This window comes from Rhizobium acaciae, assembly GCF_025941625.1.
Lineage (GTDB): Bacteria > Pseudomonadota > Alphaproteobacteria > Rhizobiales > Rhizobiaceae > Rhizobium > Rhizobium acaciae.
Window position 1 is genome coordinate 131,719 of record NZ_JAPCZO010000011.1, and the last position, 14,176, is coordinate 145,894.

Sequence of the window (14,176 nt, forward strand, 5' to 3'; positions counted from 1 at the left end):
CGCGCTCCGCTATTGCAGGCATAAGCCAGTGGGCAATAGGCAATAGTGTAGTTTTTAGATCCTACTGCTTCGCCTTCTCATCGCCCGGCAGCACATATTCCGTGCCTTCCCAGGGAGACATGAAGTCGAAATTGCGGAATTCCTGTTTCAGTTCCACTGGCTCGTAGACGACGCGCTTCGCAGCATCGTCGTAGCGAACCTCGACGAAACCAGTGGTCGGGAAGTCTTTGCGCAGCGGATGGCCTTCGAAGCCGTAGTCGGTCAGGATGCGGCGCAGGTCCGGATGGCCGGTGAAGAGCACGCCGTACATGTCCCAGGTCTCGCGTTCGAACCAGTCGGCGCCGGGATAGACGGGGCAAGCCGACGGAACCGGCGTATCTTCATCCGTTGCGACCTTGACGCGGATGCGCAGGTTCTTCTTCGGCGACAGCAGGTGGTAGACGACGTCGAAACGTAGCTCGCGCTGCGGCCAGTCGACCCCGCAAATATCGATCAGGTTGACGAAACCGCATTTGGCGTCGTCGCGCAGGAAAGTCAGAAGCGCGACCAGGTTTTCACCTGTCGTCGCCAGCGTCAGCTCGCCATACTTCATCTGCGATGCGGCGATCAGGTTGCCGCGCGCTTCGCCAAGGTAGGACGCAAGCTCAGTCAGGGCTTCACTCATATGCCTTGTCCTTAACCCTTAGCGTTCGATCGTGCCGGTACGCCGGATCTTCTTCTGCAGCAGAAGCACGCCGTAAAGCAGCGCCTCTGCCGTGGGGGGACAGCCCGGCACGTAGATGTCGATCGGCACGATGCGGTCACAGCCGCGCACCACCGAATAGGAATAGTGATAATAGCCGCCGCCATTGGCGCAGGAGCCCATCGAGATGACGTAGCGCGGCTCGGGCATCTGGTCGTAGACCTTGCGCAGAGCAGGCGCCATCTTGTTGGTCAGCGTGCCGGCGACGATCATCACGTCGGACTGGCGCGGCGAGGCGCGTGGCGCAAAGCCGAAGCGCTCGACGTCGTAACGCGGCATCGACAGCTGCATCATTTCGACAGCGCAGCAGGCAAGACCGAAGGTCATCCACATCAGCGAGCCGGTGCGGGCCCAGTTGATCAGCTCGTCGGTCGAGGTGACGAGGAACCCCTTGTCGGCAAGCTCGTTGTTGATCTCGCCGAAAAATGGGTCGTTGCTGCCGATCGGCTTGCCGGTCGAGGGATCGATGATCCCCTTCGGCTGCTGGGCAACAAGCGGCTGATTGCTCACAGGGGCTACTCCCATTCCAGGGCTCCCTTCTTCCATTCATAGATAAAGCCGATGGTCAGCACGAGAAGGAAGACCATCATGGACCAGAAGCCGAACCAGCCGATGGCGCCGAAAGACACGGCCCAGGGAAAGAGGAAGGCGACTTCGAGGTCGAAGATGATGAAGAGAATCGACACGAGATAAAAGCGGATGTCGAACTTCATGCGGGCGTCGTCGAAAGCGTTGAAGCCGCATTCGTAAGCCGAGAGCTTTTCCGAATCGGGCGCTTTGAAAGCCACGGCGAACGGCGCAATGAGCAGCGCCAGGCCGATAACGAGCGCAATAGCAATGAAGATAGCGATCGGAATATAAGAACTGAGCAGTTCAGTCATCATGTTCATCCCTGCTTGCCGGAGACGCCAGGCGGCGCATTTGGGCAAATGCCCGGCAAGCGTACGTGCGTTGCAACAAGCCGTGGTTAGCGCAGCCGAGGCCCCGGCGCAAGACTTTTACAGAGGCAATTCGACGCGTGTCGCGCGGACATTATCAAGCAGATGCAACGATGTCGCGACAAATCCGTGCAAGCCGTTTGAACCTGCATGCCTGACCACTGGAAACTGCATGGCTTTCGGAAGAAATGGCGCGAGTGACGGGGCTCGAACCCGCGACCTCCGGCGTGACAGGCCGGCACTCTAACCGACTGAGCTACACCCGCGCATTGATCGACCATTTTGCGGCCGCGAGGATAAAGAGAACCGGACAAACGACAAATCGCATTTGCGTTTTACAAGACTTGAAATGGCGCGAGTGACGGGGCTCGAACCCGCGACCTCCGGCGTGACAGGCCGGCACTCTAACCAACTGAGCTACACCCGCAATTCATTTCAAGCAGTCCGGATGCCCTAGCACCCTCTCCAAAACGGCTACCCGTTTCGATGAGCGGCTAACTACGGGGTTCGCCTTTTAGTGTCAAGCAGGTTTGGAGACAAAACCATGACAGTCTGCGAATTGTTTCGGTGGGTTGGATGCCAGACGAACAAAAGCCGGCACTTCCGTCTTCCGCAGCTATGCTCAGCCGCAGACGCAACGCCTTCGAAACGGGGATGCTCGCCGCCCTCCCCTCACTTTTCCACAGCCGAGCCGAGCCTAAGCGGCATTGCAAGACACGGGACCACCACCAAAAAAATCAAAAAATCTTCACAAACACTCTTGCGGTTTTGCCGCGATCCGCATAGATCACGGCCACCAACGCGGCAGGCCGATCCGGCTTCGTTTGCGATGGGCGATTAGCTCAGTTGGTAGAGCGCCTCGTTTACACCGAGGATGTCGGCGGTTCGAGTCCGTCATCGCCCACCATTTCCAAAGTTTCCCGCTGCTTGTTCATCAGAGTTAGACTCCCGAATTAGCTCGCTAATCCGGTCAGGATCTGCGCAAGGTGTTTTGTCAGGAGACACCTCATGAAAACCGTTGCGATTATCTCTGCGCTGCTTCTCGCCAGCGTGGCTGCGCCGCCGTGCATTGCCAGAGAGCCGGCACTAGAGGTTTTCCTGTCTGCCGGGGACCAGACGATGACGACCTCGGGAGAAACGCCGGCCCGTGAAGCCAGGACCTATCTTCTCAGAATGCCGTCAGATCTGCCGATTAATTTTTCGGTCGATGCAGACAATTCGGCCTGCAGCCTGGAAATCAAGAAAACCAGCCAGCGCGGCGTCTTAAGCACCATCAGCCGATTCCCCGCGTCTTTCAAAGACAGCGGTCAAAGCGGCGATGAATATACGTTTTCGTTTTTCCAAAACCGCGTTTCGTTTATGAGCGGCGCCCGATGCGCCTTCTCATTTTCTCTGACGCAGATGTGACATCGTGATCGCTATGCGTCGCCTCTTACGAGGCCCTCGCGACAGGTTGGCTCCCACACGGGCATCTAATTTAGATCTGCAGAGACTGTCGACCACGAATTCGAGGCAGCGTTCGGCAACACGTTCCAGCGCAGCAAGGCGTCACGCCGGCAGGTTCAGATGCGGCCCGCCGCCTGAAAGCCAGCGCTCCACCAAAACGGACTACTCCCGGCCGCAGCGCCACCTCCTATTGGGCGAATGGATAGGGGCCGGCGAAAGTGGGAGTATTCGTCGCCCGGAATGTCTCCGCGCTTGAAGGTTCATCACGCCTGGAGGTGTGCCATGAGGACCCTGCGCTCCGTATTGATGTTGTGCATCGCGATTGCCCTTGGCGCGCCAAGTGCCACATACGTCACCCTGCCCGGATATGCATTCAAGACGAATCCGAAATGTCAGCGCCACGAACCAAAGATGAAATTCGACAAAAGATGTGATTGGCCGAGAGTGGGCTTCAAGGACTTTACGCCCCCGCTGGTGAGCGTGCTTGGGATCTGAAGATCCTGCTCAGCTTCACAAATCATCGCAGTCCAGACTCGCTTGGTAGCCTGAGGGCGTCTATGGCTCTGTCACTGAGACAGAGTCTCTGATCGTGGCCACATGCCTTTGCCGGGAACTCCCCACCAAACTCTATAGCACTTCGGAATCCCGAAATTGGTTGCGGGATTGAAATCATTGCATGTTTTTTCCTATCGACGCCTCGCAAAACGCGACGAATTTCGGAATCCCGAAGCGGCGAATATCGGGATTCCGAAGCGGCGTTTTTCCCGCGCCTCTGTGGACGGCGCCTGATGCACTTTCTCGTTTTCTCCGACTGAGATGTGAGAGCCCGATCGGGATAATGAGCATCCCTCTTTCTGGTGGGGCTCATCCCCTACCATTCATCCCTTCGACAGTTCTTTATCCACAGCGGAAACCAGCCGCGAATCGTCGGCCGTCACATCCGGCGCGAATCGGGCGGCGACTTTGCCGTCGCGGCCGATCAGGAATTTTTCGAAGTTCCAGAGGATGTCGTCCTCATCGCTGCCTGTCATGCCGTGGGATTTCAGGCGTTCGCGCATCGGGCCGTCGCCCGTCGTCGCGACACCCGACTTGGTCAGTTGCCGATAAAGCGGGTGCTGGGCCTCGCCCTTGACCGAAATCTTCGAGAAGATCGGGAAGGTGACGTCGTAGGTACTGGTGCAGAAATCGAGGATCTCAGCGTCGGTACCGGGCTCCTGGCCCTTGAAGTCGTTGGCGGGGAAAGCGGCAATGACGAAGCCGCGTTCACGCTTTTCGCCATAGAGCTTTTCCAGCCCCTCATATTGGACGGTCAGCCCACATTTCGAGGCGACATTGACGACCAGGAGCACCCTGCCCTTGTATTCGTTGAGCGTGGTCTCGCGACCATCCACAGTCTTGACCGGGATATCCAGCACATTGCCCGTCACGGGAACCTCCAATTTCGTCAGAATATGTTTCGCCAAGCTTAGCGTTATCGCCGCCGTTGTCATCAGCGTCGGGATCAACTTGGCTTCCACAGGACGCTGGTGCGGCTTCCGGCCGCACCGGGCCTCAGCACCTCAGGCGGGAGACGTTTCCTTCACGTCGTCGAGCAGGAAGTGCACGACGAGATAATCCGTCTTGTAATGGCGGCCACTGTCCGACACGGAATCGACGCTGCCGCCGTCCTTCGGGTGCCAGGGATGATAGTGAGGGTTGGTGGTGATCAGCGTGATGGCCTTGCCATCTCTTTCGCCGAGCCGGAAGCGCATCTCGGCGAGCGGCCAGATCCGCTCGTAATCCTGCATGGTGATTCGCGCCTTCAGCGCCTTGCGCTGCAGCGGCGCTTCGCCGGCCTCGGCTGGTGTTTCCAACATCACCTCCTCAGCTCCGCTGATGATGGCGTTGAATTCTTCAGGCCACATGCGTCTCATGAAATCGCTCCTCCCGAGGCTTTTTCGTCAGTTCACAGATGGAACTTAGCGGTTTGTTCGAAAGAAGCAAATTCCTGTCATGCGGTTGTCATCGGTGCCGGCTGCTCCTACCTTCCCGTCAAACCGCATCAGGGCCGTCGGTCGCCCGCAATCCCGAGATCAGAGATGAAGACACGTGAAGAAAGGCAGGCGCTCCGGGCGAGCATGCCGCGCACCCCGCTCAGCGCCCATCATATGGAGAACGCCCGGCTGCTGCCGGATCGCGGCGAGCTGCTCTACCGGATTCCGAACGGCGGCATCGGCGTCGAGGTGGGAGCAGCCTTCGGCGAATATACGGCGGAGATCCTGGAAAAGAACCGCCCGGCGCAGCTCTACCTCATCGATCCCTGGTCGATGGATCGCTACAGTTCCGGGCTCGACTCGATCCACACGAATTTCGCGGCCGAGATCGAGGCCGGCCGGCTGCACCTGATGCAGGGCACATCGCTCGAGAAGCTTGCCGAATTCGAGGACGATTTCCTCGACTGGGCCTATATCGATACCGATCATTCCTTCGAGCTCACCTGGCAGGAACTCCTGCTCTGCGAAAAGAAGGTGAAGCGGACGGGGCGCATTGCCGGGCATGATTTCTGCACCGGCAATACGGTCAAGCCGATCGTCTATGGCGTCGTCGAGGCGGTCACCAAGTTCTGCAAGGATTATGGCTGGCAATTCGAGTTCCTGACGGTCGAATCGCACGCGCATTTTTCCTATTGCCTGAAGCGGCTCTGATCAGTCTAAAGCGCGGCGCGATCTTTCAGATTCGCTTCACGCGCTTTAGGTCTTTGGTCTTGCGCATGTCTTAACCGCAAAACCGCTCCACACTTTTGCGTGACATGCTTTACGCTTGGCCGGAATATTGCTCGTCGCTGACCTTCTCCAGCCAGTCGACGTGATTGCCGTCCAGCGCCTCATGAATGGCGATATGCGTCATCGCCGTGTCCGGGGCAGCGCCGTGCCAATGTTTTTCGCCCGGCGCGAACCAGACGGTATCGCCGGCGCGGATCTCGCGGATGTCCCCGCCCCAGCTCTGGGCGAGGCCCTTGCCTGATGTCACGATCAGCGTCTGGCCGAGCGGATGCGTATGCCAGGCGGTGCGGGCGCCGGGTTCGAAGGTGACGGACACCGCCCTCGCCCGTGCCGGCGCCGGCGTTTCCATCAGCGGATCCTGGCGAACGGCGCCGGTGAAATAATCGGCCGGAGGCTTCGTCGAGGGGCGAGAGCCGGCGGGTTTGATCTCCATGATCTTTCCTTTTCCATCCATACGGTTGAAGCCTTGTAGCAGAACGATATTTCATCGGAGCGACCAATCAAAGCTGGATCGACAATTGCCGCGGACTCACCCGACTGATAATTCCAACACCTTTCATCACCTACGGAGGATTTTTCATGAAACACCATGCTTTTGGCCGCATGCCCTTCACCGTCACCAATGTCGGCTTCGGCGCCTGGCAGATCGGCGGCTCCTGGGGCGATATCAGCGAGGCCGACGGACGCGCGGCGCTCAATGCCGCGCTCGACTCCGGCATGACATTCATCGATACGGCGGATGTCTATGGCGACGGCCGCTCTGAAAAGATCATTGCCGACGTGCTGAAGACGCGCGGCGGCGAACGGCCGATGGTCGCCACCAAGGCCGGCCGCCGCCTCAACCCGCATGTCGCCGAAGGCTACACCAAGGCTAATCTCGAAGGCTTCATCGACCGCAGCCTGGCGAATCTTGCCGTCGACAGCCTCGACCTCGTGCAACTCCACTGCCCGCCGCGCGACGCGCTTTACCGGCCTGAGATCTTCGAGGGCCTGAACGCCCTGCAGAAGGCTGGCAAGATCAAGGGTTACGGCGTCAGCGTCGAAAAGGTCGAAGACGGGCTGAAGGCGATCGAATATCCCGGCGTCGTCAGCATCCAGATCATCTACAACATCTTCCGCCAGCGCCCCGATCATCTGTTCTTCCGGGAAGCGCGCCGCAGGAACGTGGCGATCATCGCCCGCGTGCCGCTCGCCAGCGGTCTTCTCTCCGGCAAGATCACCCGGAACACACATTTTGCCAGCGACGACCACCGCAATTTCAACCGCAACGGCGAAGCCTTCGATGTCGGCGAGACCTTTGCCGGCGTTCCCTTCGAGGTCGGTCTGCAGGCAGTGGAAGAGGTGCGCAAGCTGGTGCCCGAGGGCGCCACCATGGCTGCCTTCGCGCTCCGCTGGATCCTGATGAGCGACGCCGTCACCGTCGTCATCCCCGGCGCCCGCAATGGCGAGCAGGCCAGGGCCAACGCGGCTGCCGCCGACCTTGCGCCCCTTTCGGCCGATGTCATGGCGGCAACGCGCGAGATCTACGAGCGGCTGATCGCGCCGCATGTGCATCAGCGCTGGTAGGCCATCGACATCCCAAAATGCAAATGGCCGGGTTTTCGCCCGGCCATTTTTATGTCGTGTAACGGTCAGAAGCTCAGTTTGTCGCGCTCAGCTCGACCGGGAAGAACAGGGTCTCGCCGGAGGAGTCGCTGACGCCGTCATTGTCGGTCACCGCGTAGGGCTTGCCCGACGCGTCGAAGGTGAAGCCTTCGAGCTTGTCCAGCACATAGCCGTTGGTGGCAGTCTTCAGCTCACCGAGGAAGTCATGGGCTTCGGTCTTCTTGACGACCGGCAGCTCACCGCCGAGCTTGGCGGACTTCAGGTCTGAAATCGCGACCTTGTAGAGCTTCTTCAGCCTGGCGGCATCGCCGACGAGGTTGTCGCGCTCGAGGATGTAAACGCTGTCGCCCTGAGCCGAGATTTCCGACAGGCCGACCCAGCCGCTTTCCGTCTTGTCGAGCGGATAGCGAACGGCACCCCATTCTTTCTTCTTCGGATTGTAGGAGACGAGCTTGACGAAGCCCTTCTCGTCGTCGCTCCACTCGCGCTGGACCGCCATCCAGAGCGTGGTGTCGTCGCCGGCGCCGACAATGGTCACGCCTTCGAAGCCGTAGCGGATTTCATTGGCGACGAGCTCCTTCGGCAGGGCGATCTCGGCCTTGATGTCACCCTTGGCATTGACGTTGTAGAGCGCGTGCGGAACGAGACGTTCGCTGTAGCCTTCCGAGGCGAGCCAGAAGGAGCCATCGGCGGCAGCCGCGATGCCTTCGATGTCGAGCTTCTGGGCCGGGGCGCCGTCACGCTTGACGACGAGGGCGTCGGTGATGACGGCCGGCTTCTTGCTGGCGTCGATCGTATAGATGGTCGGCTGGGAGCCCAGAACGCTGTCGCTGACGGCGTAGAGCATGCCCGGTTTGCCCGGAACGGCGGCGAGACCCGAAAGGGCTGCGAAGCCGATCGGATTGCCGTCCTTTTCAGCGGAGACGATCTGCGGATAGGCCTTCTCGCCTTCCGAGCGCTCGTAGATCATCACATGCGAGCGTGTGCCGCCGTCCTTGCCGAGATCGACCTCGTTGGCGGTCGCAAGAAGATTGCGGGCGGGAATGGCGATCGCACCTTCCGGCGAAATGCCTGATGGCAGCAGCTGGACGAGTTCGGGATCGGCGCCGGTATTTTTGAAAACGCCGACCACCGAGGCGCGCTCGGCGAGCAGGAAGAAATAATTGATGTCGCCGAACTTGGCGGCTTCGAGGCCTTCCGGCTCGACGCCCTTCGATCCCGAGCGGCTTTCCGGATAGTGGCCGATATGGGCGACGGCGCGTTCGAAAGAGGCGCCCGATTCGTAGAGAAGCTTGCCCGTCTTGTCGAAGATGGTGAAGCCGCGCGAGCCACCCTGGTAGTCGCCTTCATTGGCGACGACGAGGCGGTTGTCGTCCAGCCACTTCACGGCGTCCGGTTCGCGCAGCACGCCCTTGGCTTCGCCTGCGAATTTCAGGGCGCCGTCACGCTTGGTGTCGATACCGGAGAGATTGACGCTGCCGGCGGAGAAATGCGTCTTCACTTCAGCCGTGTTGGCGTCGATGATGACGATCTCGTTGTTTTCCTGCAGCGTGAGGGCAATCTCATTCAGGCCGTTGAAGGCGACGAATTCCGGCTCCGGATCCTCCGGGGCGGCGCCGGTAAGCCCGGTCAGCGCCACGTGCTTGATGGTGCCGCAATCGACGGTGCCGTTCTTGACCTGGAAGACGACGAGATCGCCGGCCGGCATCTGCGGGATCTTGCCGTCATTGACGTCTTCGTCGCGCTCGTTTTCGATTGCGATGGTGCCGAGCGTCTTGTCCTTGTTGAGGGCGATCGAATCCGGCTGACCACCGAGATCGCACGTGCTTTCGATCTTCTTGGTCGCCACGTCGACGATCGCGAGACGGCCCGAGGGCTTCGCCTTGCTTTCGGAGGTGTTGACGGCAACGAGCGCCTTGCCGGCGCTCGAGGTGACCGAAGTCGGCTCGCCATCCATCATCAGCGCGCCGCCGGCCTTGGGGGCCTTGGCATCGGTAATGTCGATAAAGCCGATCGCGCCGAGCGGGCTGTCGCTATAGATCAGCGTGTTGCCGTCATCGGTCGCGGTGATGATCTCGGCGGAGCTCACCGAAAGCTTGTCCTTGTCGGCCGGCAGGTTCTGCGCAACCGGGAAGGAAGCGATGCGGTTGAAAACCGGCTCGGCCGCGGCCGGAAAGGCTACCGATGCGAGAAGCACGGCAGCAAGCGCTGCCTTGCGCGATGAAATTGTCATGAAATCCCCCATGTGTCGAACATTCGAAACATGAGTTTTCTGCGGGAGCCGCATGACAGAGGCATGACAGATGCGGCATTTTGCGTCAGATCATGTCAGGCGAGTTTGCGCTCCCGGCGCATCTCGTTTCGCATGATGAACAGCGAAGCAGACAGGATGAGAGCCGCTCCCAGCCAGAGGTAACCCGCGGGCGCATAACCGAAGAACAGCCAACCGGCCAGCACATTCAACGGCAGCTTCAGATCGTCGAACGGCTGGACATAGGCGGCATCGGCTGCGGCGTAGGCAAGCGTCAGGAAATACTGCGCCACGGCGGTCAGCAGCCCCGCCAGCAGGAACAGGGCAAGGGTCGCGCCCGTCGGCACTGCAAAGCCTGCCGCAAGCGCCAGCCCGCCATTTATCGGCGTCAGCAGAACGAGCAGCCAGACGGTGATCGTCTCCGGCCGTTCGATGCCTGTCAGGCTCTTGGTGATCAGCGACGAGGCGCCCCACAGCAGCGCCGAAAGCACAGGCAAGAGAGCCGCCCAGCCAAAACCATCAGACCATGGCTGCAGAATGATCATCGCTCCGGTGAAGCCCGCCGCCGTCGCAGCCCAGCGGGCCGGGCCGACGCGCTCACCCAGAAAAAGCCGGGCGCCCAGAATGATGAAGAAGGGCGAGGTCATCACCAGTGCGATCGCCTGCCAGATCGGCACCGCGGCAAGGCCGGCGACCCAAGCCTCGACGCCGAGCGCGGCAAGCACGACGCGCGCAAGGTGGCGCCAGGGATAGCGCGTGCGCATCGCCGCAAGGCCGAGCCTCTTCAGGAACGGCAGCGAAAACAGGAAGGCGAAGCCATATTGCCAGAAAGCTGCCGACGCCGAGGGAAAGGCAAGCTTCATCGTCAGCCATTGGGTGACGACGTTGAGAAGCGAAAAGGCAATGCCGGCAAGGACCATCCAGAGTGCCCCGACAACGGCGCGGGATGGGTCGACGGCAACGGAAGTCTGATTCATGTCTTTCATCCATAAAAGGGACCAACATAAATCAGGACGCATGAACCCCGACAGGCGACACAGGGCAACCCCCGCCCTTCGCACGGCCGACGCTCATTCTCTTCCATCCGGACTTTAACCGTCGGCTCCGGAATCGCACCGGATCTGCTGACCCTTCCCCCACTTGGACACGAGAGAAGGCGCTCGCGGGCTCGGGCCGAAACCCTTACCGCCGGTGGGGAGTTTCACCCCGCCCTGAGAACAGAAACGTCGTAGATTAAAGCCCGGGCGACAGCAAGAGCGCTCCTAGATCAAAAAAGCAGAGCATGATGTCGTCCGAAAACCGCTCACACTTTTCGGCATCATGCTCTAAAGCAAAAGGGGTCCGGCAAAGCCGAACCCCTCTCAAATCCTGCACAACCGGTCTCGTTTCCGGCTGGTGGGATAATCTCAGATCAGCCGTTGACGGCGTCCTTCAGGCCCTTGCCGGGCGTGAATTTCGGCACGTTGCGAGCCGGAATGTCGACTTCAGCGCCCGTCGACGGGTTACGGCCCTTCGATGCGGCACGATGAGAAACGGTGAAGCTGCCGAAACCCGCGAGGCGAATGTCGCCCTTGTTCTTGAGTTCAGCCTGGACAACGTCGAAAACCGCGTCAACAGCGGAAGCCGCGTCAGACTTCGTCAGTCCTGCCTTTTCGGCTACTGCGGACACGAGTTCATTCTTGTTCATGTTTCCACCCCTTTCTAAATGGTATGAAACGACTCAAAAGTAAGCTAGGCGCAGAATAGGTTTCATCAGGCCCGCCGAAAACCCAAAAGCCCTGCAAATCAAGGAAAAGCAAGCGTCTACATGACGTTTTCACAAAAAAGGCTGGCGTTTCCGCCAGCCTTTTTCCGTGTTTTGCGCCAATTGGGCATAAATGTGGCAAAGGCCACTCAATGCGCTATGGTTGCGCCTGTCTCATCGAGGCCTTCGACCGATGTGATGACCGGCGTTTCCACCGTGCCGTCCCATTCGATCGGCTCCGGCCGCCGGATCAGTGCATGCTTGATCACCTCGCCCATGCGGGATACCGGGATGATCTCCATGTTGTTCTTCACGTTGTCAGGAATCTCCGCCAGGTCCTTGGCGTTTTCCTCCGGAATCAGCACCTTCTTGATGCCGCCGCGAAGCGCTGCGAGCAGCTTTTCCTTGAGACCGCCGATCGGCAGCACACGGCCGCGAAGGGTGATTTCACCGGTCATGGCCACATGCCTGTCCACAGGGATGCCGGTCATGATCGAGACGATCGCGGTTGCCATGGCGACGCCGGCCGAGGGGCCATCCTTCGGGGTTGCGCCTTCCGGCACGTGCACGTGGATATCGCTCTTGTCGAAGCGCGGCGGCTCGATGCCGAAATCGACGGCTCGCGAGCGGACATAGGAGGCCGCTGCCGAAATCGATTCCTTCATGACTTCCTTCAGATTGCCGGTGACCGTCATGCGGCCCTTGCCCGGCATCATCACGCCTTCGATGGTCAGCAGCTCGCCACCGACTTCCGTCCAGGCAAGACCGGTCACGACGCCGACCTGATCCTCGCCCTCGGCTTCGCCGTGGCGGAAGCGCGGAACGCCCAGATAGTCGGAGATGTTGGCAGCCGTCACATGAACGGCCTTCGTCTTGCCCTTGATGATCTCGGTGACCGCCTTGCGGGCGAGTTTCATCAATTCGCGTTCGAAGTTGCGGACGCCGGCTTCGCGGGTGTACTGCTGGCTGATCGCCATCAGGGCGTCGTCGCTGACCGAGAATTCTTCCGGCTGCAACGCATGTTCCTTGATGGCCTTCGGCAGCAGGTGCCGCTTGGCGATTTCGCGCTTTTCATCCTCGGTGTAGCCGGCGATACGGATGATCTCCATGCGGTCCATCAAGGGCGCCGGAATATTCAGCGTATTCGCCGTCGTGATGAACATCACATCCGACAGGTCGTATTCGACCTCCAGATAGTGATCCATGAAGGTCATGTTCTGCGCCGGATCGAGCACTTCCAGCAGGGCCGAGGACGGATCGCCGCGATAGTCCTGGCCGAGCTTGTCGATCTCGTCGAGCAGGAAGAGCGGGTTGGACTTCTTCGCCTTCTTCATCGACTGGATGACCTTGCCGGGCATCGAGCCGATATAGGTGCGGCGGTGACCGCGGATTTCGGCTTCGTCACGAACGCCGCCAAGCGCCATGCGGACATACTCACGGCCGGTCGCCTTGGCGATCGACTGGGCGAGCGAGGTCTTGCCGACGCCCGGAGGGCCGACGAGGCAGAGGATCGGGCCCTTGATCTTGGTGGCGCGGGCCTGCACGGCCAGATATTCGACGATGCGCTCCTTGACCTTGTCGAGACCGAAGTGATCGGCTTCGAGGATCTTCTCGGCATTGTTGAGATCGGCCTTGATTTTCGACTTCTTGCCCCAGGGAATGCCGAGCAGCCAGTCCAGATAATTGCGCACGACGGTGGCTTCCGCCGACATCGGGCTCATCTGGCGCAGCTTCTTCAGCTCCGCATCGGCCTTTTCGCGGGCCTCCTTGGACAGCTTGGTCTTGGAGATGCGCTCTTCCAGTTCGCTCATCTCGTCGCGGCCTTCCTCGCCGTCGCCGAGTTCCTTCTGGATCGCCTTCATCTGTTCATTGAGGTAGTATTCGCGCTGGGTCTTCTCCATCTGGCGCTTGACGCGCGAGCGGATGCGCTTTTCGACCTGCAGGACCGAGATCTCGCCTTCCATGAAGCCGAGGGCCTTTTCGAGGCGCTGCTTGACGCTGGTGGTCTCCAGCATCTCCTGCTTCTCGGTGATCTTGATCGACAGATGCGAGGCGACCGTATCGGCGAGCTTGGAATAGTCGTCGATCTGGCTGGCGGCGCCGACCACTTCGGGCGAAATCTTCTTGTTGAGCTTCACGTAGCTCTCGAATTCGGAGACGACCGAACGCGACAAGGCCTCCAGTTCGACCGGATCGTCATGCGGCTCCTCGAGCACATGGCCGAGCGCCTCATAAAAATCCTCGCGGCTGGTATAGGTGTCGATCTCGGCGCGGGCGCGGCCTTCGACCAGAACCTTCACGGTGCCGTCGGGCAGCTTCAGGAGCTGCAGCACGTTCGCCACTGTGCCGACATTGTGAATCGCGGAAGGATCCGGATCGTCGTCGCTGGCGTTGATCTGCGTCACCAGCATGATCTGCTTATCGGAACCCATGACCTCTTCGAGCGCACGGATCGACTTTTCCCGTCCGACGAACAGCGGCACGATCATATGCGGGAAAACCACGATGTCGCGCAGGGGCAGAACAGGGTAGGCAGTGCTGCTCGCTACAGACGTTTTCTTCGTCATTTTATGTCCTTTCCATCGTCCCGTTGCCGGGCTCTCTGCACGGCCGCTTGGGACCGGCCGGCACTCTACTTGTTGCTACAAGTGGAGGTTCTGACTACGCTTTTCAAGCCACGCTAACGCC

Annotated in this window: 14 protein-coding genes, 3 tRNA genes and 1 riboswitch; of the genes, 5 read left to right on the top strand and 12 right to left on the bottom strand. The window is 60.0% G+C overall.

Going from position 1 to position 14,176, the window contains the following annotated elements:
- Positions 1–61: 61 nt before the first annotated feature.
- The 5 genes from OLZ32_RS18720 to OLZ32_RS18740 form a co-directional block, all read right to left on the bottom strand.
- Positions 62–664, bottom strand: a complete 603-nt coding sequence (locus OLZ32_RS18720; protein WP_003547370.1) for an NADH-quinone oxidoreductase subunit C — start codon at positions 662–664, stop codon at positions 62–64.
- A gap of 18 nt (positions 665–682) precedes the next feature.
- Complete coding sequence (locus OLZ32_RS18725) at positions 683–1,267, bottom strand: NuoB/complex I 20 kDa subunit family protein (protein ID WP_003547368.1); 585 nt, start codon at positions 1,265–1,267, stop codon at positions 683–685.
- The gene (locus OLZ32_RS18730; protein ID WP_010055493.1) at positions 1,258–1,623 is read right to left on the bottom strand and encodes an NADH-quinone oxidoreductase subunit A; all 366 of its coding nucleotides are present in this window, start codon (positions 1,621–1,623) and stop codon (positions 1,258–1,260) included. Before OLZ32_RS18730 ends, OLZ32_RS18725 begins: the two co-directional genes overlap by 10 nt.
- 246 nt (positions 1,624–1,869) lie before the next feature.
- A tRNA-Asp gene (locus tag OLZ32_RS18735) sits at positions 1,870–1,946 on the bottom strand.
- 84 nt (positions 1,947–2,030) lie between these two features.
- A tRNA-Asp gene (locus OLZ32_RS18740) sits at positions 2,031–2,107 on the bottom strand.
- Between the two features lie 404 nt (positions 2,108–2,511).
- Here OLZ32_RS18740 and OLZ32_RS18745 point away from each other — a divergent pair.
- The 3 genes from OLZ32_RS18745 to OLZ32_RS39245 all read left to right on the top strand — a co-directional run bounded on the left by OLZ32_RS18745 (position 2,512) and on the right by OLZ32_RS39245 (position 3,621).
- A tRNA-Val gene (locus tag OLZ32_RS18745) sits at positions 2,512–2,587 on the top strand.
- Positions 2,588–2,688: 101 nt separating this feature from the next.
- Positions 2,689–3,087 (top strand): hypothetical protein, encoded by a 399-nt coding sequence (locus OLZ32_RS18750; protein ID WP_017991024.1) that lies wholly within the window; start codon positions 2,689–2,691, stop codon positions 3,085–3,087.
- Positions 3,088–3,408: 321 nt separating this feature from the next.
- Positions 3,409–3,621 (top strand): hypothetical protein, encoded by a 213-nt coding sequence (locus tag OLZ32_RS39245; protein ID WP_003547362.1) that lies wholly within the window; start codon positions 3,409–3,411, stop codon positions 3,619–3,621.
- A gap of 383 nt (positions 3,622–4,004) precedes the next feature.
- On the opposite strand, the gene OLZ32_RS18755 is transcribed toward OLZ32_RS39245, so the two are convergent.
- Positions 4,005–4,553, bottom strand: coding sequence for a glutathione peroxidase (locus OLZ32_RS18755; protein WP_026160194.1), 549 nt, complete (start codon positions 4,551–4,553; stop codon positions 4,005–4,007).
- A 132-nt stretch (positions 4,554–4,685) separates the two neighbouring features.
- A complete protein-coding gene (locus tag OLZ32_RS18760; protein ID WP_003547358.1) occupies positions 4,686–5,039 on the bottom strand; it encodes a hypothetical protein in 354 nt (117 codons plus the stop codon).
- 165 nt (positions 5,040–5,204) lie between these two features.
- On the opposite strand from OLZ32_RS18760, the gene OLZ32_RS18765 reads away from it, so the two are divergent.
- A complete protein-coding gene (locus OLZ32_RS18765; RefSeq protein ID WP_011651366.1) occupies positions 5,205–5,810 on the top strand; it encodes a class I SAM-dependent methyltransferase in 606 nt (201 codons plus the stop codon).
- 109 nt (positions 5,811–5,919) lie between these two features.
- On the opposite strand, the gene OLZ32_RS18770 is transcribed toward OLZ32_RS18765, so the two are convergent.
- Positions 5,920–6,321 (bottom strand): (R)-mandelonitrile lyase, encoded by a 402-nt coding sequence (locus OLZ32_RS18770; RefSeq protein WP_264398315.1) that lies wholly within the window; start codon positions 6,319–6,321, stop codon positions 5,920–5,922.
- 146 nt (positions 6,322–6,467) lie between these two features.
- Between OLZ32_RS18770 and OLZ32_RS18775 the strand changes: the two genes are divergently transcribed.
- A complete protein-coding gene (locus tag OLZ32_RS18775) occupies positions 6,468–7,454 on the top strand; it encodes an aldo/keto reductase (protein ID WP_264398314.1) in 987 nt (328 codons plus the stop codon).
- A 73-nt stretch (positions 7,455–7,527) separates the two neighbouring features.
- Here the strand turns inward: OLZ32_RS18775 and OLZ32_RS18780 are convergent, their stop codons facing one another.
- The 4 genes from OLZ32_RS18780 to lon form a co-directional block, all read right to left on the bottom strand.
- On the bottom strand, positions 7,528–9,726 hold the full coding sequence (locus OLZ32_RS18780) for an esterase-like activity of phytase family protein (protein WP_264422014.1): 2,199 nt from the start codon (positions 9,724–9,726) through the stop codon (positions 7,528–7,530).
- 95 nt (positions 9,727–9,821) lie between these two features.
- Complete coding sequence (gene ribN / locus OLZ32_RS18785) at positions 9,822–10,730, bottom strand: riboflavin transporter RibN (RefSeq protein WP_017991017.1); 909 nt, start codon at positions 10,728–10,730, stop codon at positions 9,822–9,824.
- Positions 10,731–10,812: 82 nt separating this feature from the next.
- Positions 10,813–10,967, bottom strand: a riboswitch (FMN riboswitch).
- A 188-nt stretch (positions 10,968–11,155) separates the two neighbouring features.
- Positions 11,156–11,431 (bottom strand): DNA-binding protein HupB, encoded by a 276-nt coding sequence (hupB, locus tag OLZ32_RS18790; RefSeq protein WP_003547346.1) that lies wholly within the window; start codon positions 11,429–11,431, stop codon positions 11,156–11,158.
- Positions 11,432–11,637: 206 nt separating this feature from the next.
- Positions 11,638–14,055 (bottom strand): endopeptidase La, encoded by a 2,418-nt coding sequence (lon, locus tag OLZ32_RS18795; protein ID WP_003547341.1) that lies wholly within the window; start codon positions 14,053–14,055, stop codon positions 11,638–11,640.
- Positions 14,056–14,176 lie beyond the last annotated feature (121 nt).